Origin of the sequence: Staphylococcus sp. LKG3-1 (assembly GCF_048568385.1) — a bacterium.
In the GTDB taxonomy this organism is placed as follows: Bacteria; Bacillota; Bacilli; order Staphylococcales; family Staphylococcaceae; genus Staphylococcus; species Staphylococcus saprophyticus.
The window spans coordinates 2643452-2665473 of sequence record NZ_CP183796.1 but is presented as its reverse complement, the minus strand read 5'-3'; the positions used below and the strand labels follow the sequence as shown (position 1 = coordinate 2665473).

Annotated in this window: 25 protein-coding genes and 1 riboswitch; of the genes, 7 read left to right on the top strand and 18 right to left on the bottom strand. The window is 33.0% G+C overall.

What is annotated here, in order from left to right; all coding sequences use genetic code 11:
• Window positions 1-6: 6 nt before the first annotated feature.
• From ACM595_RS13440 to ACM595_RS13425, 4 genes are all read right to left on the bottom strand, one after another.
• A complete protein-coding gene (locus ACM595_RS13440; protein ID WP_002483829.1) occupies window positions 7-831 on the bottom strand; it encodes a sulfite exporter TauE/SafE family protein in 825 nt (274 codons plus the stop codon).
• 10 nt (window positions 832-841) lie between these two features.
• Window positions 842-1690, bottom strand: a complete 849-nt coding sequence (locus tag ACM595_RS13435; RefSeq protein WP_002483830.1) for a DUF72 domain-containing protein — start codon at window positions 1688-1690, stop codon at window positions 842-844.
• A gap of 198 nt (window positions 1691-1888) precedes the next feature.
• The gene (locus ACM595_RS13430; RefSeq protein ID WP_041079618.1) at window positions 1889-2956 is read right to left on the bottom strand and encodes an NAD(P)H-dependent flavin oxidoreductase; all 1068 of its coding nucleotides are present in this window, start codon (window positions 2954-2956) and stop codon (window positions 1889-1891) included.
• Window positions 2957-3072: 116 nt separating this feature from the next.
• Window positions 3073-4092 (bottom strand): hemolysin family protein, encoded by a 1020-nt coding sequence (locus ACM595_RS13425; RefSeq protein WP_041079620.1) that lies wholly within the window; start codon window positions 4090-4092, stop codon window positions 3073-3075.
• 268 nt (window positions 4093-4360) lie between these two features.
• On the opposite strand from ACM595_RS13425, the gene ACM595_RS13420 reads away from it, so the two are divergent.
• Window positions 4361-4510: a zinc ribbon domain-containing protein gene (locus tag ACM595_RS13420; RefSeq protein WP_075339727.1), complete on the top strand. Its 150-nt coding sequence runs from the start codon at window positions 4361-4363 to the stop codon at window positions 4508-4510.
• A gap of 286 nt (window positions 4511-4796) precedes the next feature.
• Here the strand turns inward: ACM595_RS13420 and sufB are convergent, their stop codons facing one another.
• The 5 genes from sufB to sufC all read right to left on the bottom strand — a co-directional run bounded on the left by sufB (window position 4797) and on the right by sufC (window position 10390).
• Window positions 4797-6194 (bottom strand): Fe-S cluster assembly protein SufB, encoded by a 1398-nt coding sequence (gene sufB, locus ACM595_RS13415; RefSeq protein WP_002483834.1) that lies wholly within the window; start codon window positions 6192-6194, stop codon window positions 4797-4799.
• Window positions 6195-6383: 189 nt separating this feature from the next.
• Complete coding sequence (sufU, locus tag ACM595_RS13410; RefSeq protein WP_011303539.1) at window positions 6384-6833, bottom strand: Fe-S cluster assembly sulfur transfer protein SufU; 450 nt, start codon at window positions 6831-6833, stop codon at window positions 6384-6386.
• Window positions 6823-8061, bottom strand: coding sequence for a cysteine desulfurase (locus ACM595_RS13405; protein ID WP_037538939.1), 1239 nt, complete (start codon window positions 8059-8061; stop codon window positions 6823-6825). Before ACM595_RS13405 ends, sufU begins: the two co-directional genes overlap by 11 nt.
• A 158-nt stretch (window positions 8062-8219) precedes the next feature.
• Window positions 8220-9527 (bottom strand): Fe-S cluster assembly protein SufD, encoded by a 1308-nt coding sequence (sufD, locus tag ACM595_RS13400; protein WP_002483837.1) that lies wholly within the window; start codon window positions 9525-9527, stop codon window positions 8220-8222.
• Between the two features lie 101 nt (window positions 9528-9628).
• On the bottom strand, window positions 9629-10390 hold the full coding sequence (sufC, locus tag ACM595_RS13395; RefSeq protein WP_002483838.1) for a Fe-S cluster assembly ATPase SufC: 762 nt from the start codon (window positions 10388-10390) through the stop codon (window positions 9629-9631).
• A 353-nt stretch (window positions 10391-10743) separates the two neighbouring features.
• Here sufC and ACM595_RS13390 point away from each other — a divergent pair, with 353 nt between their 5' ends.
• The 3 genes from ACM595_RS13390 (at window position 10744) to ACM595_RS13380 (ending at window position 13311) form a co-directional block, all read left to right on the top strand.
• Window positions 10744-11589 (top strand): DUF368 domain-containing protein, encoded by an 846-nt coding sequence (locus ACM595_RS13390; RefSeq protein ID WP_037538904.1) that lies wholly within the window; start codon window positions 10744-10746, stop codon window positions 11587-11589.
• A 143-nt stretch (window positions 11590-11732) separates the two neighbouring features.
• Window positions 11733-12755, top strand: coding sequence for a hemolysin family protein (locus tag ACM595_RS13385; protein ID WP_002483840.1), 1023 nt, complete (start codon window positions 11733-11735; stop codon window positions 12753-12755).
• A gap of 133 nt (window positions 12756-12888) precedes the next feature.
• A complete protein-coding gene (locus ACM595_RS13380; RefSeq protein ID WP_115338624.1) occupies window positions 12889-13311 on the top strand; it encodes a hypothetical protein in 423 nt (140 codons plus the stop codon).
• A 368-nt stretch (window positions 13312-13679) separates the two neighbouring features.
• On the opposite strand, the gene ACM595_RS13375 is transcribed toward ACM595_RS13380, so the two are convergent.
• The 7 genes from ACM595_RS13375 to ACM595_RS13345 all read right to left on the bottom strand — a co-directional run bounded on the left by ACM595_RS13375 (window position 13680) and on the right by ACM595_RS13345 (window position 18347).
• Window positions 13680-14495 carry a MetQ/NlpA family ABC transporter substrate-binding protein gene (locus tag ACM595_RS13375; RefSeq protein WP_002483842.1) on the bottom strand — a complete coding sequence of 272 codons (816 nt, stop codon included), beginning with the start codon at window positions 14493-14495 and terminating at the stop codon, window positions 13680-13682.
• A gap of 23 nt (window positions 14496-14518) precedes the next feature.
• Complete coding sequence (locus ACM595_RS13370) at window positions 14519-15214, bottom strand: methionine ABC transporter permease (RefSeq protein WP_037538908.1); 696 nt, start codon at window positions 15212-15214, stop codon at window positions 14519-14521.
• Window positions 15207-16232 carry a methionine ABC transporter ATP-binding protein gene (locus tag ACM595_RS13365; RefSeq protein WP_041079624.1) on the bottom strand — a complete coding sequence of 342 codons (1026 nt, stop codon included), beginning with the start codon at window positions 16230-16232 and terminating at the stop codon, window positions 15207-15209. The genes ACM595_RS13370 and ACM595_RS13365 overlap by 8 nt, the downstream gene beginning before the upstream one ends.
• Before the next feature lie 89 nt (window positions 16233-16321).
• Window positions 16322-16429, bottom strand: a riboswitch (SAM riboswitch).
• 54 nt (window positions 16430-16483) lie between these two features.
• Window positions 16484-16783 carry a thioredoxin family protein gene (locus tag ACM595_RS13360; RefSeq protein WP_037538911.1) on the bottom strand — a complete coding sequence of 100 codons (300 nt, stop codon included), beginning with the start codon at window positions 16781-16783 and terminating at the stop codon, window positions 16484-16486.
• Window positions 16780-17172, bottom strand: a complete 393-nt coding sequence (locus ACM595_RS13355) for a toprim domain-containing protein (RefSeq protein ID WP_011303546.1) — start codon at window positions 17170-17172, stop codon at window positions 16780-16782. Before ACM595_RS13355 ends, ACM595_RS13360 begins: the two co-directional genes overlap by 4 nt.
• 265 nt (window positions 17173-17437) lie before the next feature.
• Entirely contained in the window at window positions 17438-17818 is a 381-nt protein-coding gene (gene gcvH / locus ACM595_RS13350) for a glycine cleavage system protein GcvH (RefSeq protein WP_002483847.1), read from the bottom strand.
• A gap of 172 nt (window positions 17819-17990) precedes the next feature.
• Entirely contained in the window at window positions 17991-18347 is a 357-nt protein-coding gene (locus tag ACM595_RS13345) for an arsenate reductase family protein (protein ID WP_011303548.1), read from the bottom strand.
• A gap of 142 nt (window positions 18348-18489) precedes the next feature.
• Here ACM595_RS13345 and ACM595_RS13340 point away from each other — a divergent pair, with 142 nt between their 5' ends.
• Window positions 18490-18810, top strand: a complete 321-nt coding sequence (locus ACM595_RS13340; RefSeq protein WP_011303549.1) for a thioredoxin family protein — start codon at window positions 18490-18492, stop codon at window positions 18808-18810.
• A 99-nt stretch (window positions 18811-18909) separates the two neighbouring features.
• On the opposite strand, the gene ACM595_RS13335 is transcribed toward ACM595_RS13340, so the two are convergent.
• Window positions 18910-19449 carry a nitroreductase family protein gene (locus ACM595_RS13335; RefSeq protein WP_002483850.1) on the bottom strand — a complete coding sequence of 180 codons (540 nt, stop codon included), beginning with the start codon at window positions 19447-19449 and terminating at the stop codon, window positions 18910-18912.
• A gap of 66 nt (window positions 19450-19515) precedes the next feature.
• A complete protein-coding gene (gene aroD / locus ACM595_RS13330; RefSeq protein ID WP_194375895.1) occupies window positions 19516-20235 on the bottom strand; it encodes a type I 3-dehydroquinate dehydratase in 720 nt (239 codons plus the stop codon).
• A 158-nt stretch (window positions 20236-20393) separates the two neighbouring features.
• Here aroD and ACM595_RS13325 point away from each other — a divergent pair, with 158 nt between their 5' ends.
• Together ACM595_RS13325 and ACM595_RS13320 are read left to right on the top strand one after the other, a co-directional pair.
• Window positions 20394-20819 (top strand): organic hydroperoxide resistance protein, encoded by a 426-nt coding sequence (locus tag ACM595_RS13325; protein ID WP_011303551.1) that lies wholly within the window; start codon window positions 20394-20396, stop codon window positions 20817-20819.
• Between the two features lie 476 nt (window positions 20820-21295).
• The gene (locus ACM595_RS13320) at window positions 21296-21832 is read left to right on the top strand and encodes a GNAT family N-acetyltransferase (protein WP_419744364.1); all 537 of its coding nucleotides are present in this window, start codon (window positions 21296-21298) and stop codon (window positions 21830-21832) included.
• Window positions 21833-22022: the final 190 nt, after the last annotated feature.

Here is a 22022-nt window from a genome sequence, read left to right as displayed (position 1 = left end):
CTTATTTTAAAAAAATGATTTAATGATTAGATATATACCCATTATGAGCATGACTGCACGCAATAATGTAACGACAGTATTCGATTGAATGGATCGATTAATTTTGACACCTAATTTAGCACCAAAATAACTTGCTATAATTAAGATGATTGCATAACCCCAGGCTACGTGACCTTGTACGATATGACCTGCTGAACTGACAACACTTGAAAAGAAAATCATCATCATACTCGTACCTACCGCAACATGCGGTGGGAATCTAAATACAATGAGCATTAGTGGTGTCATTAAAGCACCGCCACCAATACCAAAGAGTCCTGTTAAAATACCAATAAATAATGTAGCCACAAATGCAACCAATGGTGGTACGTGATAGTGATATGTTTCCCCATGACCATCCACATAGGTTTTTTCATATTGTGGTTTCGCAAATACTTTTAAAGGCTTAATTTTATTTCTCACCATCAATAGGATGGCAACTAAGATTAAAAATATACCAAAATATAAATTAAATGATTCTAATGTCAGATAACGACTTATGATTGAACCAATTAATGAACCTGGTAGTAAGCCAAATAAAAATATCGATCCATTCTTAACATCAACTTGTTTTGTCTTAAGATAACCAAGTGTGGAAGATAAGCCGGTTACAATTAATATAACAGAAGATGTTCCGATAGCAATTTGAGGTGTTATGCCGTGTAACAAATCATTATCCACACCTAAGTATACAATTGTCGGAACTATTATTATGCCGCCACCAATACCTACTAAAGAGCCTATGACCGCTGACAAACCACCAATTAAAATCAATAATATAATTGTTAACATCTTATCGCTCCTAGAATAATTTTAATTGCTGTGGTGCTAATCCTTCGTAATCTATGCCCAACAAGCGTTGGTATGTTTTAGCATTTTGTGCTGCATGACCACCAGAATTATTATTAAATACAACATAAATTTTTTTGGCTTTATGTTCTAATACTTTAACTTTATTCACTAAATCTTGTAGTTCAGATTCACTGTAATCATATAGATATCTCACGTCGCGCCATGCCTCGTCGGTCATGTCCTTTTTCGTCCACCCGTGAACATTCCGACCATGATAACGTACAAATGCTTTTTCATGCGTGATTCTATTGACGAGCGGTATAGACCCTTGACCTGCTTGTGGTTCATCACAAACAGCATGGATGATGCGTTGTTGCGTTAAAAACGCCAATGTTTCTTCTTTAAATTGATCATTAAACCACGATTGATGCCTAAACTCGACACATATCGGAAAGTCTTTTAATTGTTCTCGCACGTATCTTATATATGTAATATTCGGTACGGTACAATCAAACCATGGTGGAAATTGAACTAATATCATAGCGAGTTTACTTTCATCTATTAGCGGTTGTAACATATCCTTAAATTGATCAAAAAGGCTTTGTCTTGTTTCTGCATAATCATGAAAATCAGCATGAAGTGTTAGTGCTTGATGTATTTTAACAATAAATTCAAAGCGTTCTGGTGTTTCTTTAATCCACTTTCTTATATTCCTTTCAGGTTGTATGGCATAATAAGTTGCATCAAGTTCCACTATTGGAAAGTGACTTGCGTATGTAATTAATTTATCTGTTTTTCGTTGCAAATCCTCATATAATGTATCGTGGTCGCCCCAACCTGTTAATCCAATATTTATCATATGTATCACCAAATTAATGATACCACAGATGATTTATGATATTCACTTGATTAAATTCAATTTACGATAACTTTAAAAAACTAAAGATTTTTATTTCAAATGATTTACTATGTATCATAAAAAATGAGACTAGAAACTTAATAATTCATTAAGCCTTCTAGTCTCGTCTTTGATAATTTTTCATATATGGCGTTGCAGTTATCGATTCATTATTTCATTTGCTTGTTTAACCACATTTTCTATTAGTGCCCAAGCCGACATATGTTGTACAAGCCTTGGACTTTGACCACTCCATAAATGTGTCCACTGCGCATTACCTTTATTTGCGGCTTCTTTGCGCAATGCATTTGTCAGTTGATTTTGTATCGGATAATCTGGAATTTCATCATCATATTCATTCATTTTATGAATAAATTCATTATCTATGCCTCTTGCTGGTTTACCAGTAATAACATTAGTGACAACTGTATCCGTTTCCTTACTTTGACTAATTGCATGCTTATATAGTTGACTTGCACCACTTTCATCTGATGTTAAAAATGCTGTGCCCATTTGAACACCTTCTGCGCCTAATACCATACTAGCCACTAATCCTCTACCATCCATAATCCCGCCTGCTGCTACGACTGGGATATTGATTTGATCAACCATTTGAGGAACTAAAGACATGGTGCCAATAAGCGGTGTAAGTTGGCTTGCAGTTTCAGAAAACGCGCCTCTATGACCACCTGCTTCACTACCTTGCGCAATGACCATATCCATTCCTGCAGATTCATTGGCTATTGCCTCTTCAACACTTGTTGCTGTGCCAATTAATTTAATATGACGTTCTTTTAATTTTTCAATAACTGTTTGTTCCGGAATACCAAATGTAAATGAAACCGCAGGCACACCTTTTTCAATAACTAGGTCAATCGCATCTTCAAATTGCTGTTTTTCAGTCATATTGATTACAGGCTCTTCTATATTAAATGCACGTCTATAGGGCTTTAACCATGCATTCATATGTTCCACTTTTTCAGGGATGTATAATTTATCACTTGGTACGAATAAATTGACTGCATAAGGTAAATCCGTTAATTCTTGAACATAAGTAATTTCTTGTTCTAATCTATCTGATCTAAAATATCCAGCTCCAATTGTACCTAATCCACCAGCATTACTCACAGTTGCAACTAATTCAGGTGTCGTTGAACCAGCCATGCCCGCTTGAATAATTGGATATTTTACATTCAATAACCCAGTAACTCTTGTAGATAATTTCATACCAACATACTCCTTTAATACACGTCTAAGGCAAGTCGAGACGCAGACTACCTTATCCGTTTTGATTTGATCAGCAACCAACTCAAATTCACACTAGATAGATACTTCCTCAAAAACTATTTTTCACTATATGCTTTTTTCTGTAATTCTAATTTTTCCTTTTCTTCTTCGTCCATTTCATCTTCAATTTCCATTCCGAGCATCTCTTCAATCAGATCTTCATGAGAAACAATCGCATCGGTGCCACCATATTCATCTAACACAATCGCTAAATGCTTTCTTGAAACTGTCATTTTTCTTAACACCCACTCGGCTCTATTGTGCTCATTCACAAATAAAGGTTCAGATGTATAGTTTAAAATATCATTATCTGGTTCACGACTCCATGCAAGTAAGTATTTAGAATGGAAAATACCTATCACATCATCTATATCTTCATCATAGACTGGATATCTAGTGTAAGGCTTTGATACGACTGTCTCATATGCATCTTCGTATGAAACATCTGATGGAAAAGCTGTAACATTGATGCGTGGTGTTGTATCTATATCTGTAATCTTTAATTGCTCAAAATCCATGACACCTTGTATGCGATTTCGTTCTATTTCATTAAACGCACCTTCACTGCCTGCAATCGTCACCATCTGTCTAATTTCTTCTTTAGAAAAGCGCTTTGTCTCATCTGTACCATTTGATAGTGCTTTATTTATCAAATCTGTTAATGCATTTAATATCTTAGTGATTGGTTTAAAAATAAATACAAAAAATGAAATTGGTGTATAAATCAAACGCGACATTCTGTCAGGATAAGTGGCAGCGATAGATTTGGGTATAACTTCCGAAATAATGATAATTGCTATCGTAGTTACTGCTGTAGCTAACCCAACATTAATCCCCATATCAACTGCAAGAATTGTTACAAGTGTCGGTAAAATAATATTTGCAATATTATTACCTATTAAAATCGTAGTTATAAATTCGCTCGGTTTACTTAATAACTTTGCGAGTTTTCCGGCTTTTTTGTTTCCGTGTTGTGCATCTGTTTGTATCTTCATCCTGTTTGCAGCAGTTAAAGCTGTTTCACTTCCTGAAAAGAAAAATGAAGCAAACAAAAGTATGATTATAGCAATAATCATCAGTGCAAGACTCCTTTAGCAATCATTATTAAAAAACTTTATATTTTGATATTTTATTCCCTAATCCTATATATGATAAACACGCTTCCACTTGATAAATTAAATGATATAGCATATATCTAAAACCGAAATAAAGTTTATACGGTGTAGCTTCACTTTTTCATCATCCTCATGTTAAAGTACTTTATCACCATAATTTGCTCTACAAATTTAAATAACAGACAAGAGTATTTCTATGGCCAAAGTTCAATAATGCCAAAGTTGTGGTATGCCACTTGATAAAAAAACACCAGTTGGTACAGAAAGTGATGGTATTTTATCGAAAAAATACTGTCTTCATTGTTACCAAGATGGTGCTTTTACAATGAACCTAGATTTTGATGCAATGTACGCATATAACCTGAAAAGATTCCAATAATCCGATATGAATAAAGTTCAAAAATTCTTTTTAAACAAAATGTACACAAAAAAATTCATGGCAAAATTAGATCGTTGGCGTAAATGACACTAAGTTTATACACTATGTAATATGGCAAGCAATGTATATGATTACTTCCAACATTGAACCTGTATGTTTACACTGAAATCATATCAAAAAAACACGAGTATACACTATAGTTAAAGTATCACTTGATGCACACTTTAACCATAGGTATTACTCGTGTTTTATTATTTTATAAAAGAAAGTTAGAGATTAGAAAATCTTAACCAATACTTCCTTCCATTTCGAATTTAATTAAACGGTTCATTTCAACAGCATATTCCATTGGAAGTTCTTTCGTGAATGGTTCAATGAAGCCCATTACGATCATTTCTGTAGCTTCTTCTTCAGAAATACCACGACTCATCAAGTAGAATAATTGTTCTTCAGAAACTTTTGAAACTTTCGCTTCATGCTCTAAAGAAATATTATCATTGAATACTTCATTATAAGGAATTGTATCTGAAGTTGACTCATTATCTAAAATTAAAGTATCACATTCGATGTTTGAACGCGCACCTTTCGCTTTACGACCAAAATGAACGATACCACGATAAACAACTTTACCGCCATCTTTAGAAATAGATTTAGAGACAATCGTTGAAGAAGTATTAGGTGCTTTATGAATCATTTTAGCGCCTGCATCTTGAACTTGTCCTTTACCAGCAAATGCAATCGATAATGTGCTACCTTTAGCGCCTTCGCCCATTAGTACACAGTTTGGATATTTCATAGTTAATTTAGAACCTAAGTTACCATCAACCCATTCCATGTTACCATTTTCGTATACTAATGTACGTTTCGTTACTAAGTTATAAACATTGTTTGCCCAGTTTTGGATTGTTGTATAACGCACGTGTGCATCTTTATGAACAATAATTTCAACAACAGCTGAGTGTAATGAGCTTGTTGAGTAAACAGGGGCAGTACAACCTTCAACATAGTTCACTGAAGCACCTTCATCTGCAATGATTAAAGTACGTTCGAATTGTCCCATATTTTCTGAGTTAATACGGAAATAAGCTTGTAATGGTGTATCTAATTTAATATTTTTAGGTACGTAGATGAATGAACCACCTGACCATACAGCTGAGTTTAACGCTGAGAATTTGTTATCTGCAGCTGGCACAACCGTTGAGAAATACTGCTTAAATAACTCTTCGTTTTCTCTTAAAGCACTGTCTGTATCTTTAAAGATAATGCCTTTATCTTCAAGTTCTTTTTCCATATTATGGTAAACAACTTCTGACTCATATTGTGCTGAAACACCAGCAAGATATTTTTGCTCTGCTTCTGGAATACCAAGTTTATCAAATGTACGTTTGATTTCTTCTGGCACTTCATCCCAAGAACGTTCAGTGTTCTCTGATGGCTTAACATAGTAAGTGATATCATCAAAATCCAATTCTGATAAATCCCCACCCCATTGTGGCATAGGCATTTTATAAAATTGTTTTAATGATTTCAATCTATAATTTAGCATCCATTCTGGTTCTTCTTTCATATTTGAAATTTCACGGACAATATTTTCCGTCAAACCGCGTTCTGATCTAAAAATGGAAACATCTTCATCGTGGAAACCATATTGATAATTCCCAACATCAGGTGCTTTTTTAGCCATTTAAATCACTCCTTTTATATATTAAAAAACGACTAACGTGCTAATTGATTTGTCTGTTATTTGCATTTTTTACTTTATCTCATAGAGACTGTTATTCTATCTATACATATTCACGTTTATTTATCTTGTTGTTCTTTCCAGTTTGAATGGAATTTTACACAATGTCAACGTATCAATTCGAATGAATCTTTACTCTTCTGTATTGCCTTCCTTTTCAACTGTACCCTTTTCAAGTGCTTTCCAAGCTAATGTGGCACATTTAATTCTTGCTGGAAATTGCGCAACACCTTGTAACGCTTCAATGTCGCCCATATCTTCGCTAATTTCATATTCTTCACCAAGCATCATTTTTGAAAATTCTTGGCTCATTTTCATAGCGTCAGCCAATGTGTGACCTTTGACCGCTTCTGTCATCATAGAAGCGCTCGACATAGAAATAGAACAACCTTCACCATCAAATTTAGCATCTTTAATGAAACCATCTTCGATGTCAAACGTTAGATGAATGCGATCCCCACAAGTTGGATTGTTCATGTCTACCGTCATAGAACCATTGTCTAAAGTACCTTTATTTCTAGGACTTTTATAATGATCCATTATAACTGAACGATACAACTGATTTAAATTATTAAAATTCATATGAGAAAAACTCCTTCGTTTGTTTCAATGCTTCAACGAATTGGTCAATATCTTCTTTCGTGTTATAAATGTAAAAACTTGCACGCGCTGTAGAAGATTGATTTAACCATTTCATAAGTGGTTGTGCACAATGATGCCCTGCTCTTACTGCTACGCCTTCAGTATCTACTGCAGTCGCAACGTCATGTGCATGAACATCAACCATATTAAAAGTAATGACACCTGCACGTTTGTCTTTGGCAGGTCCATAAATTTCAATACCATCTACTTCTGACATTTTATCATAAGCGTATGCAGTTAATTCTGATTCATGTTGATGAATCGCTTCGAAGCCAATATTTTGTAAATATCTAATTGCTTCGGCCAAACCAATTGCCTGTGCAATTAATGGTGTACCAGCTTCAAATTTAGTCGGTAAATCTGCCCATGAAGCATCGTACTTACTTACAAAATCTATCATGTCACCGCCGAATTCGGTAGGCTCCATTTTATTAAGTAGCGTACGTTTACCATACAGAACACCAATACCTGTTGGCCCTAGCATTTTATGGCCACTAAAGCTATAGAAATCGACATCTAACGCTTGCATATCTAGTGCCATATGAGGCGCAGCTTGTGCACCATCAACACTGATAATTGCACCGTGTTGGTGTGCGATTTCAGTAATTGCTTTAATATCATTAATCGTACCTAAGACATTAGAAACATGTGCAATCGCAACAATTTTCGTATTATCATTGATTGTTGCCTTAACATCTTCTAACGCTAATTGCCCATCTTCAGTCATTGGTATAAATTTCAAATGTGCATTTTTACGTTTAGCTAATTGTTGCCACGGCACAATATTTGCATGATGTTCCATTTCAGTAACAACAATCTCATCACCTTCAGAAACATGTGCGTCACCATAACTATGTGCAACAATATTAATAGAAGCCGTTGTACCTCTTGTAAAAATGACTTCCTCAAAATATTTAGCATTAATGAAACGTCTGACCGTTTCACGTGCACTCTCGTAACCATCTGTTGCTAATGAACCAAGTGTGTGAACACCACGATGCACATTTGAGTTATAACGTTTGTAATAATCCGCCATAACATCAATCACTTGAACAGGCGTTTGGCTAGTGGCCGTTGTATCTAAATACGCTAATCTTTTGCCATTCACTTGTTGGTTGAGAATCGGAAAATCTTTTATAATTTCAGTAACATTTAATGTATCAGTCAAATTATTCACAGGCCTTCCTTAATTAAGAATCAATAATCAGACCTTAGTAAAGGTTCAATCATAACTTGTAAAACGTATTTAATAACCATTTACATACGTTCAAATTTTGACATCACAATTTAATTACTACTGTCCTTGACTACATTTATTTTTGTTAATTATTTGTTTACTTTAAGTTCAATTACTTCACGTAATTGGCGTTTTACATCTTCGATAGGTAATTCACGTACTACTGGATCTAAGAAGCCGTGAATAACTAAACGTTCAGCTTCTTGACGAGAAATACCACGACTCATTAAGTAATAAAGTTGTTCTGGGTCTACACGACCAACAGAAGCTGCATGTCCAGCCTCTACATCGTCTTCATCAATTAATAAGATTGGGTTAGCATCTCCTCGAGCATTTTCAGATAGCATTAATACACGAGATTCTTGGTTTGCATTTGATTTCGTACCACCATGTTTAATATAACCAATACCATTAAATACAGTTGAAGCACTTTCAAGCATAACACCGTGTTTTAAAATATAACCAATCGTTTCTTTACCATATTGAACAATTTTAGAAGTTAAATTGATTTTTTGACTTCCAGTTCCAACTACCACGGACTTCAATTCACTTTCAGAACGATCACCGATTAAGTTAGTTGTATTATCAATAATTTGACTACCTTCATTCATTAGACCTAAAGCCCAATTAATCTTCGCATCAGCATCTGCTGTACCACGACGAATGATATGACCCGTAAAGCCTTTATCTAAATAATCAACTGATCCGTAAGTGATTTTTGAGTTAGCACCAGCAATTACTTCTGAAATAATGTTTAGTTGATTGCCTTCACCGTCTGCATTTGATAAATAGTTTTCTACGTATGTTACTTCTGCACTTTCTTCAGCAGCAATAATAACATGATTGTAAAAACTTGCTTGGTTGTCATCATGTAACACAACATATTGAATAGGGTGCTCCACGACAACGTTTTTAGGTACGTAAACAAACATACCACCGTTTAATAACGCTGTGTGTAACGCAGTCAATCTATGCTCATCCACAACTACTGCTTCTTTCATGAAATATTGTTTCACTAAATCTGGGTGATTTACTAACGCATCTGCTAAGCCTTCTACAATGACACCGTCATTTTTTGCAGAGTCAGAAACTTTAGAAAAAGCAAGTGTATTATTATGTTGGATAATTAAATTTTCTGAGTTCTCAATATCAATAATCTCTTTAACAGCTTCTGGCAATGCTTCTAATGATTGATATACATCGCCTGTCGTTTCATGTTGTTTAAATGAGTCAAAATCCCATCTATTAATTTTTGTTTTATCTGGTTTTGGCATTTCTAAAGTTTCAGTTAATTTCAACGCTTCTTTACGTAATTCTGTTAACCAAGCTGGCTCATTATGGGCTTGTGAATACTCAACAAGTTGCGCTTCAGAAATGTTCAAAGTTTCAGTCGTCATACTATTTTCCTCCCATTTGATGATTATATGATTTAATTCATCGGCTTAAATCAAGACCTTAAATCTTCATCTAAATTAATATATTTAATATGAGTTGAGACTTATTCTGCAGCACCGAACTCTTCTTTAACCCATTCATAACCTTCTTCTTCAAGGCGTTTCGCTAATTCAGGACCGCCTGAAGTAACTACTTTACCACCATACATTACATGAACGTGATCAGGTGTGATGTAGTTTAATAGACGTTGATAGTGCGTAATGATTAATGAACCGAACTCTTTACCACGCATTTGGTTGATACCTTTAGAAACAACTTTTAGCGCATCGATATCTAAACCAGAGTCAATTTCATCTAAAATAGCAAATTTAGGTTCTAACATCATTAATTGTAAAATCTCATTACGTTTTTTCTCTCCGCCTGAGAAACCTTCATTTAAATAACGTTGAGCCATATCTTGATCTATATCTAAATAGTCCATTTCTTTATCAAGTTTCTTAATGAATTGCATTAAGTTAATTTCTTCGCCTTCTTCACGCTTTGCATTAATTGCTGAACGCATGAAATCTGCATTAGTTACACCAGTGATTTCTGATGGATATTGCATTGCTAAGAAAAGACCTGCTTTCGCACGTTCGTCAACTTCTAATTCTAAGATGTTGACGCCATCTAAGATAACTTCCCCTTGAGTTACTTCAAAGCTAGGGTGTCCCATGATTGCAGATGATAATGTTGATTTACCCGTACCATTTGGCCCCATAATTGCGTGTATTTCACCAGTGTTAATTGTTAAGTTAACACCTTTTAAGATTTCTTTATCTTCTATAGACACATGTAGGTCTTTAATTTCTAATGTTGATGGCATACATATTCCCTCCGTATTATATGATATGTTTTCCTATCTAGTTTATAATAATTTTAATCTACAGTCAAAAGACTGAGCCCTTGTTACATCCTCTCATTATAACGTAGTTATAGGTGAATATAAACCTTTTCAAGTGCTAAATTAAAATCGTTATTAAAACACAATCATTTTCGATAATAATAGTAAGTATTTCTTAACTGATAAAAAACGATATCATGTTCTCAATGGTAATTTTCCGCAATATAATCAAAAATATATTTTTTACATCCTTTTTATTTTACGTGTTTCATTATTGTAATAGGCCATATTATGCTATTATCATTAATACATTTTATTTAAGAAAGGAATTGAATATGTCAAAAATCAAATGGTCAAATCTTTGGAAAGGTTTTGCGATGGGAACGACAGATCTCGTACCTGGTGTTAGTGGCGGTACAATCGCGCTCTTACTGGGTATATACGATGATTTTATACGTTCTATCAGTGGTCTTTTTTCAAAACGTTTTTGGGAAAGTTTAAAGTTTTTACTGCCTATCGGTATCGGCATGGTAGTTGCAATCGGTTTACTTAGTAAACTAATCAACTATTTACTTAATACGCATACTGTTCCAACAATGTTCTTTTTTGTAGGTTTAATTGGTGGTATCATCCCCTATTTATTGAAAACTTCTCGTTTTAAACACACTTTTACAACACCGCATTATTTATTATTAGTTGTAGGCATTATCATCATAGTAATGATGACTGTGATGAATAGTGGTGATAAGCATGCGGGAGAAACACTATCACTTTCAACAGGACTTATATTAAAATATTTTATTGCTGGCGCATGTGCTTCTAGTGCAATGTTATTACCAGGCATTTCAGGTTCATTTATGTTACTCGTATTCGGTGTTTACGGTACAATCATGTATGCTATTTCTGAATTTGTTTCACTTAACTTTGCAGCTTTACCTATTTTAATTACTGTCGGTTGTGGCGTATTATTCGGATTCTTGTGTTCTAGTAAATTAATCCAATATTTATTGTCTTATTATACTTATTTAACATACGCATTAATCATAGGATTTGTAATCGGTTCACTATATGCTGTATTCCCCGGTTTACCAAGTACAATAATGATTTGGATTATATCAATCGTTACACTGTTATTAGGTTTTGTGATCAGTTATAGATTAGGTAGGGTGACCGCCGATTAACCGTTTCAACCTAAATTATAATCATGCTTCAAAAAATCACTCAGTGTAATACGTTACACTAGCCATGAATTCTTAATTTTTATATAATAGAATATCAATCGGTATAGATTGAATAACAAATCAATGGAGGAATTAATTAATTTTTGGGAACCCTTATTAGTTTAATCACATTTATAGTATTACTTGCATTAACTGCATTCTTTGTTGCGACAGAATTCGCAATCGTCAAAGTACGTTCATCTCGTATCAATTCACTTGCTAGTGGAAATAATAAAAATGCGATTGCCGCTAAAAAAGTCGTAACGCATTTAGATGAATACCTAGCTGCTTGTCAATTAGGTATCACAATTACCGCTCTAGGAATAGGTATGGTCGGTGAATCCACTTTCGAATTTTTATTACATCCCTTATTTAGTAGTATTGGACTTTCTGAAACAATGATCCATATATTCACCTTAATCAGTGCTTTTGTTATTGCGACTTACTTACACGTTGTTGTTGGAGAAATGGCACCTAAGACCATTGCAATTCAAAAAGCTGAACAAATCACATTAATCATTGCCAAACCAATCATTATGTTTTACAAAATATTTTATCCATTTATATATATCCTTAACGGTTCGGCGCGTTTAATTTTAAAAATGTTCGGCATGCAACCTGCTAAAGAAAGTGAATTGTATCATTCAGAAGAAGAGTTAAAGCTATTAATTAAAGAAAGTCACGAAGGTGGAGAAATCTCTGAAAACGAATTAACTCATATTAATCGTGCTTTCGCTTTTGATGAAATGAAAATAAAAGACGGTTATCTACCTTTAGAAAAAGTTTCTGTTATCGATATAAATAGCGATATAAATGAAACAAAATCTTATGTAAACAATGCAAACTATACTAGATTTCCGGTAATCAAAGATAATCCAACGAACATTGTTGGCTACATTCATTCAAAAGATTTATTAAATGACAGTGTCACTTCAGTTCAGGAAATCACACACGATATCCTTAAAATTAAATTGACTACAAAATATCATCAGGTACTTGAACAAATGAAATCGCAACAAATTCATATCGCCCTTGTTGAAGATGAAAATCAACAAGCTATAGGTATCATTACAATGGAAAACATTTTAGAAAATATCGTCGGCGATATTAAAGATGAACACGATTAACATAAAATAATAAAACATAGGCGCAATAGGCACATATCATAAGACGTGACCTATTGCGCTTTTTTGTAAATTTAATTCTATATGACAAAATAACTTATGCAGAGGAGCGATCAATATTCAATACATTAAACATTTGCCTGGAAAATGGAAGATTATTGCGTCAACGTTTAATATGTGGACTTCTGGCAAAAAAGCAAATCCTTCTATCTCTTATTCAATAATAGAAAAGGAACCATTAATATTGCTAGACAAAGTACAGTATCAAACAAAATACAAAACAAAATCTATCTTAGGTTACGATAAATTAAAGGACGATCAATTTACTTGGACAGGCAAAGGATTGTTACGATGTTTCTCTAGCAAGTGGCGTATTATTTATTTAGATTCCGATATACTTATTATTCAATTTTCTTCCACTTTAGTAACAAAAGCTAGTATGGACATCCTAATCAAAGAAGAAGATGCAGGCAAATTATATAAAAAACGATTAAAGCATCAACCGAACTCATTTAATTTAAGTAAAGACATTATACAAAGTTTCCAATGGTTAATTTGATTTAAAAATTGAAAAACTAAAGTGTTTTTAATTGGTATTTAAATTTTAGGAATTAATGAACATTACAGAGCAAAATTTAATATTAGTTTCCAAACATCAAATTTTTTGAAAGACATTAAAATTAAATTTAGCGATTCATTTGAACTTTTCTGTATCGCAAATACAACAAACTATAGCGCGTTTAGTAATAATAACGAAAAACAAACGTATAGTAACTATACTTCTTTTACATGTGTAACGTAAAAAATAACTATCACTCGTCTTTTACTTTGTAGTTTTAGTTTTAAATAATGCCGTTCCACAATATTCCAAACATAAAAACAACCCTCTAACTATTTGAGTTAAAGGGTTTGTTAATATATTCAATATTATTTTGCTGGTACAACTGCACCATCGTAATGATCGTTGATGTAATCTTTAATTTCTTTAGATTGTAATACATCCATTAAAGCTTTGATTTTTTTATCGTTTTTATGTCCATCTTTAACTGCAATTAGGTTTGCATATGGATTATCTTTCGCTTTTTCTAAGACAATAGAATCATCTTTAGGGCTTAATTTTTGATCAATAGCAAAGTTAGAGTTAATGATGACGGCATCCGCATCTTCATTTTGATAAATTTTTGGTAAATATTCTGCTGATTGTTTGTTGTTAAATTTGATATCTTTTTTATTTTCTACAATATCATCAAATTTAGCATCTTCAATTTTAACACCTTTTTTAATTTTAATAAGTCCAGCGTCTTGGAAGAATTTTAAGAAACGACCTTCTTCAGCAGGATTATTTGAAACATAGACAGTAGCACCTTTAGGTAAATCTTTTAAACTTTTATATTTTTTAGAATATACGGCCATAGGTTCTAAATGAACATTACCTGCAGATTCAATCTTATAGCCTTTATCTTTTTTCTCAGTGTTTAAGTAAGGTGTATGTTGGAAGAAATTTGCGTCAATTTCTCCTTTATCTAATAATTTATTAGGTGTTGTATAATCATTGATTGTTTTAATCTTTAAATCATAACCTTTATCTTTTAATAACGGTTTTGCTTTTTCAAGAATTTCAGCGTGTGGCGCTGGTGAAGCACCAACAGTAATCGTCTTATCTTTACCGCCACCACCGTTACCACATGCTGCTAGAACAAGTGCAAGCACAACGACCGAAGCTAAACTTAATAACTTTTTCATATAAAAATCTCCCCTTTATGAATTTATCTTTTATCAATTTTATTTGTTGCCCAATCACCAATAAATTGAATAATGAACACAATAATAAGTATTAAAATAGTTGAAACAAATATGACATCATTTTGATTACGTGTGAATCCTGTTAAATAAGCTAAGTTACCTAAACCACCTGCACCGATGACACCTGCAACTGCTGTAGAACCAACTAATGCGATGGCTGTCACTGTGATGCCAGATACTAATGCTGGCATTGCTTCTGGTAAAAGTACTTTTCTCACTACAGTCCAAGTACTCGCTCCCATTGACCAAGCCGCTTCGATTACACCTTTATCAATTTCTTTAAATGCGATTTCCACTAATCTTGCATAGAATGGTGCTGCACTGATGATTAATGCTGGCAATGCACCTGTAGGACCACTGATTGTGCCTAATACTAAACTTGTAAATGGAATTAACAATAAGATTAAAATGATAAACGGAATCGCTCTGAATAAATTCACAATGAATGAAACAATGCTATAAAATACTCTAGCGACTGGCGACTTACTTTTAGCTGATAAAAAGAGCAAGACACCTAAAATAATTCCTAAAACAAATGCAAATATTGTTGCTATTACCGTCATATAGATGGTTTCATATGTTGCAACCCAAACTTCTTCCCAGCTTACGTTTGGCATTGTAAACATTTCTCGGAGGATATCGCTTAATGAATTACCCATGTCTAACCACCTCCACAGATACATGTTGTGCCTCTAAATCATTCTTGAATTTTTCAAATTTTTCTGAATTTGCAACGGCAAATTGTATGATTAAAAATCCGATAGAACCGTCTTTTGTATGTTTAATATTAGCTTCCAAAATATTGACATCTAAATTGTGTGTCTTCGTTATGTATGACACTAATGGTTCCGTTGCGTTGTTCCCAGTAAAATTCAAACGCACAACGTAATCATTTTCATTAAGTGACACGAGTTCACTAATTGATTCGTCGAAGTCATCATTTAAGTCATCCTTCACAAAGCGTTTTGTCACATCGTGTTGTGGATTTTCGAATACACTTGAAACTTTGCCTTGTTCTATCACTTTACCATTTTCCATTACTGCAACTTCATCGCAAATACGTCTAATGACATGCATTTCATGTGTAATAATAACGATGGTTAAGTTTCTTTCTTCTTTTATTTTCAATAATAGTTCTAATATTTCATCTGTTGTCTGTGGATCTAATGCACTTGTCGCTTCATCACATAATAATACAGATGGTTCGTTAGCTAATGCTCTCGCAATACCCACACGTTGTTTTTGCCCACCTGATAATTCTGAAGGATAAGCATCTTCTCTCCCTTTCAATCCGACCAATTCCACTAACTCAAGCGCACGTTGCTTGGCTTCTTGTCGTGAAATCCCTGCGATTTCTAATGGGAATGTAATATTGTTTAATACAGTACGTGACCATAATAAATTGAAATGTTGAAAAATCATACTCACTTTTTGACGTTTTTTTCTTAAGTCCGATTTTGATAGCTTACCTATAGTGTCACCATCTATAATAACGTCTCCTGATGTTGGTTGCTCAAGATGATTTAAAAGTCTTATTAATGTACTTTTCCCCGCACCTGAAAAACCAACAACACCAAAAATTGAGCCTGATTGAATACTTAAATCAACATGATCTACAGCAAGTACGTCCTGTTTTTTCGTTTTGTACCTTTTGACTATTTGATTTAACTCAATCATTCTGTTGCCTCCTCGTATTGCTTTGTTTCAATTAAATAAAAAATGCTTTCCCTATGTTCATTGAAGAATAGAGAAAGCAACGTTTGCTTCTCTCATCTTCTAAAGTTTCTATGAACTTTATGTGAATTGGCACCATTTCTGTTACAGACGGTTGCCGGGCTTCAAAGGGCACATCCCTCCACCTCTCGTGATAAGAGTTTCGTTATTTAATTATTTTTAATCCTACCATCGCACTAATGATTCGTCAATAATTATTTTAAATTTTCTAACAAATTAGGGACGGATTGAAATGCGTAAATTCTTTTTTGCTCTTCACCTTTTGACATCAACATCAACACAGGTACAGATTGTATTTCATGTTCCTGACTAAAATCTGGATGAAAATTCAAATCGATTTTAGTAATTGGTAATTTTAATATTTCATTAGCAATGTCTAACATTCTTTCAGAAACTTTACAGGTACCACATGTCGGTGTGTATCCAAATATAAGATATTTTTCCTGATTTATATGTTCATCTATATTGACGCGTTGTTGATTTGTTAACTTCATGTTAATAAACTTACCCTTTCAGCTATATAATCCAATTTCGCTTTAGCTACTTTTTCTTCATCCTTTACCGTAAACCCATGCTTTTCAAGCACTCTGGATAAATATCGTTTAGGACAACGTGCAACCTCACAATATTGTTTATCTATTCTTATATGTCTACTTTCACTTAAATATCGTTTAAACCATTTTCGAATTTTTTCACCTTCATCATCGGCATCGACAAGTATATACACTTGTTTATCGTATAATGTATCAATCATTTCATCAATTTTATCGACACCCATCGTACCATTAGTACAAATAATATCGATTGGTTGATCGATTACTTGTTTTACCCGCTTTTTGTCTGACTTTCCTTCTACAATAATTACTTGGTTTAGTATCGCCATGACATCCACCCTCTAAATGTTGATAGTAAATTTCTCTATTTAGTTCTTCACAATACTGAGTGACCATAAACATCCTTTACAGTTTTCTAATTTCATCTTATTATGGCAATCCATTTTTGTCAGCTAAATACACTTACCTACAACAAATGACTACGTCTGCATTTACAAAGTCTTAACAATTTTTTGATTAGTCTCATTTGAATATAGATAAAAAAAGGTAAAATAAAAACTCCAAGATAGTTATATCATGGAGTTCTATGTAATATTATTCACCAATCATTTCAGAATATTGTTCTGCTGACATTAATTCATCTAATTGACTTTCGTCACTTAATTCAACTTTTACCATCCAAGCTTTTTCGTAAGGTGATTCATTTACGAATTCTGGACTGTCTTCTAGTTCTTCATTAGATTCTAAAACTTTACCTGATACTGGCGCATAAAGTTCTGAAACTGTTTTTACGGACTCAACACTACCAAACGTGTCGCCTTCATTAATTTCATCATCAACTTCTGGTAATTCAACGAATACGATATCGCCAAGTTCACCTTGTGCATATTCAGTGATACCAATTGTTACTGTATTACCTTCAACTTTTACCCACTCATGTTCTTTAGAATATTTTAATTCACTCGGTACTGCCACGAGAATCCCCTCCTAAATGTTTTTACATATTAATGATGCCATATGAATAGCATACAATCAACTATTTAATGGCATCTTTAAATTATTATAATGTTTTCGAAAAACACCGGTAAAGCGTTTTCATTATTTTGTCAAAATAATAGTCCAACGTAATTTAATCGCCTTTATTATTTTATGACAACCAAGTTGCTTTATATTCGTCTTCTTTAAATCCAACAGTTACTTTGTCACCTGAAATCGCTAGCGGTCTTTTAACCAACATGCCATTGGCAGATAATAAATCTAACTTTTCATCATCTGTTAAATCTTTAAGTTTATCTTTTAAACCTAATTCACGATATTTAGCGCCATGCGTATTGAACAATTTATTAATATCGATATCAGTTACTTCTAGTATTTCTTTAAACTCATTTTTAGTTGGTGTATGCTGTACGATATCTATGGGTTCAAAACTCACACCGTAATCTTGTAAAAATTTAGCTGCTTTTTTACAAGTTGTACAATTAGGATACTGGTAAAATTTTATCATGATTCTGTACCTCCTATAACTAGTTATCACTAATATATCAAATTTGTTACAAAAACGCTCTAATTAATAAGCTGATTTTTTTTATAACATACAATCGTCCGTTATAATGGTATTACTAATATCAAAAAAAGGAGCAAAATCAATGAAACCTATTAACACAAATGATGCATTTAAAGAAACAATTCAAAGCGATAATCCAGTGATTGTAAAATTCGAAGCTGGTTGGTGCCCTGATTGTAAAGCAATGGATATGTGGATTGATCCAATTCAAGAAAAATACAATGATTATGGTTGGTTCACTGTTAACCGTGATGAATTAGAAGATGTTGCAGCAGAAAATGACGTTATGGGCATCCCTAGTTTACTCGTATTCAAAAATGGTGAAAAATTAGCACACCTACATTCTGCTAATGCGAAATCACCAGATCAAGTTGAATCATTTTTAGAAGAAACGTTTAAATAATCACTTAATTTTTAAACAATAAAAGGAAGCTGAAACATCTTTAGTTATGTTTCAGCTTCCTTTTTAATATGATGCAATGCATCACAGTACTTATAGCAATTAAAATTTTTCTATTATTTCATTAAAGTGACGCTCTCTATGAGGTAACTCGTCTTCTAAATCTGTTAAATATAACAACCCCACTAATTTTTCATCATCTTTAACCCCAAAGAGTTCTCTAATTTCTGGTGTAAAAATATATGCAGGTGATTTCCAACATGTACCTATACCTGCTTCGTGTAATAAGAGCATTAAATTTTGAGCAAATGCACCAAAAGCCATATGATTTTCCAAGTTTTCTTTTTGTCTAGGATCTTCTTTGACAATTAAAGCAAGCATACCACCTAAATGTGTGGCTACTTCATAATGGTTTTGCTGTTTTTTCTGTAAATTAGGAAATGCTATTTCTGATAATTGTTTACTCATATCTCCTAATCTATCTTTTGCAATATGAACTACTCTCCAAGGTTCTCTTAGACCATGGTTAGGCGCATCTGTAGCCTGTTTGATTGCTTTGTATAAAGCGTCGTCATCTATAGTCATATCTCTTTTAAAAATTTTAACACTTCTACGATTCGCAATTGCTTCTTGTAGTTCCATTATATATCGCCCTTTCGTCAATGATAACTATTTTCAATTATAAGACAGGTACAATATATTTTCAAATTACTCGTACATACTAAGTTGCTTTTTTAACGTGGAAACATGTATTTGTCCCGGCGCTTTGGGTGTGTCTAAACAGCCATATGAAATCGACCCTCCAAATACACCCTGTGCTGTTCTTGATATTAAACCAATCTTAGACATGGCAATGCCCACTACATGTTGCGAAACAACATCTGCAGTATCAGACATTGCATTCAATAGGTTTAGTACATCCTGTTTACCATGAGGCATCACAGCAACTTTTATATAATCCGAATCAAGCTGCTGCATTTTATAAAATAAATGCTTTAACGCTTCAAGCTTTGGTGTTTCCTTAAAATTATGGTGAGACAGTACGACTTGAACTTGATTTTTATGAGCTAGTTCAATCAGTTCTTGTAAAATATTGAATGATCTAGTTTGATCAAATTCTATATCTAACATATCTATATTTTGGCAATTAGCAATTTTCCTTAGAATTTGTATATAGTCATCCTCCCCAAAATCACCTAAACCACCTTGATTTGAAGTTCGATACGTCACTAATAGCTTTTTATTTAGTTTTAAACTTTGAAGATCTTCAACAACTTTTTCGATAGCAATTTCGTTTAGATTTGTCCATTGATCGATTCGTAATTCAATAATATCAATTGAATCTTGAAACTGTATTAAATCATCTATCGTTGATTGTGAGAGTTCTTGTTCTGGTGCAATGGTTACAGCAACTTTTACTTCAGTCATTTAAAAACGCCCTCTTTTTAATAATATTTATAATTGTATAACAACTTCGAAAAAAATTACAAATAATCCTTAAATTATATTTTCTTGATATCTTAGAATGATTTAAATTTTATTTGTTGGGTAAAGAATAAATATGAAAATTTTAGGAGGTAATAAGTATGGCAGTAAATTATGAAACAAAAGCGACAAATACAGGTGGACGTAATGGACACGTTCAAACTGATGATAAAGCAATTGATGTAGCGATTGTACCACCAGCTCAAGCCGATGCTGAAAAAGGTACGAACCCAGAGCAATTGTTCGCAGCAGGTTACGCTTCATGCTTTAATGGTGCTTTCGATTTAATCTTAAAACAAAATAAAGTAAGAGGCGCTGAGCCAGAAGTTACTTTGACTGTTCGTTTAGAAGATGATCCAGAAGCAGAGAGCCCTAAATTAAGTGTTTCTATTGATGCAAAAGTTAAAAACGTATTATCTCAAGAAGAAGCAGAGAAATATTTACAAGATGCGCATGAGTTTTGTCCTTATTCAAAAGCGACACGTGGTAATATAGAAGTTGACTTAAATGTAGCAGTTGTAGATTAATATTAATATGTAATTCCCCCGAAATTCTAAATTGAATTTCGGGGGTTTTCTTTGCTATTCAGTTCTTGTTGCTTGTTCTTGAAGTCTCATGTTTTAAATACTTTTAATTGTCTTTATATTGGTTATACAGACATACAATTAATATTGAAAAAGAAGTAAGAATAAGCACGATTAAAGAAACTATGATTGTTACTAAAGCCCCCATAATTTATGCCTCCGCTTTCATTTATATAACTCACCATATTATAGCATAATTATCCTATTTAATTTCGTTACTTAAAAATTATATTAAGGAATGGTTTAAACTTTATAAAAATATATTTTTTTATAACTTGAATTCTAAATTTATACATATCTTTACAAAAAATTAAATATAGTATTGCTCAAATAAATTTTTTCCTTTAGTATTATATATAAATCGCTTAACTACAGTACTTATACTTAATAATTTAGTTTTCTGGATAAGGAGGGAATAAATGACTCATATTCGTTATTTAACAATTGAAGATCTTCCTATATATCACGCGCTTTTACTACAAGGTATTGATAAGAAACTTGAGGTTATGGCATGGAAACTGCAAAATAAAAAATGTCTTGAAGAGGCAAATATTTCTAGAATCCTATCACCGGAGACTACGGACTACAATATTATCGGTGCATTTGATGGTGAGGAATTAATTGGTGCTGTCACATTAATTCATACAAATCGATATAGTATAGCGCATAAAGCTACATTGGAAAACATATGTGTAAAAGGTGAAAATCACAACGCACGAGCATCTATATCAAACTTGTTAATGCGTAAAGTCTTCGAAATATGTGATGAAAAACAAATTGAGATTTTAATGACTTCCCTTGTTTCAAATAATATTAGTGGCAAAGTATTTTTCAGCAATCTCAATTTTGAGACACTGGTTTTGGAACAACACGCTAGAAAATATGAAGACTATTACGTAGATGAACATTGGCTCATTTACTACTTTAACAAGCAAGATATCGAGTTATTCGAATAAATCATACCGTTGATACCTATTAATTAAAATACGCCATATATTGGTGAATAAAGCGTTTGTATTAATGATTGACTGTGTTTCATTTAACATGAATATATCATTCTACCTCTTAATATTTTAAAATAACTTGCAATCCTACGCATAAGCAAATATTATTTTTAAGTAAGTACAAAACAGTTTTAATTTTTTT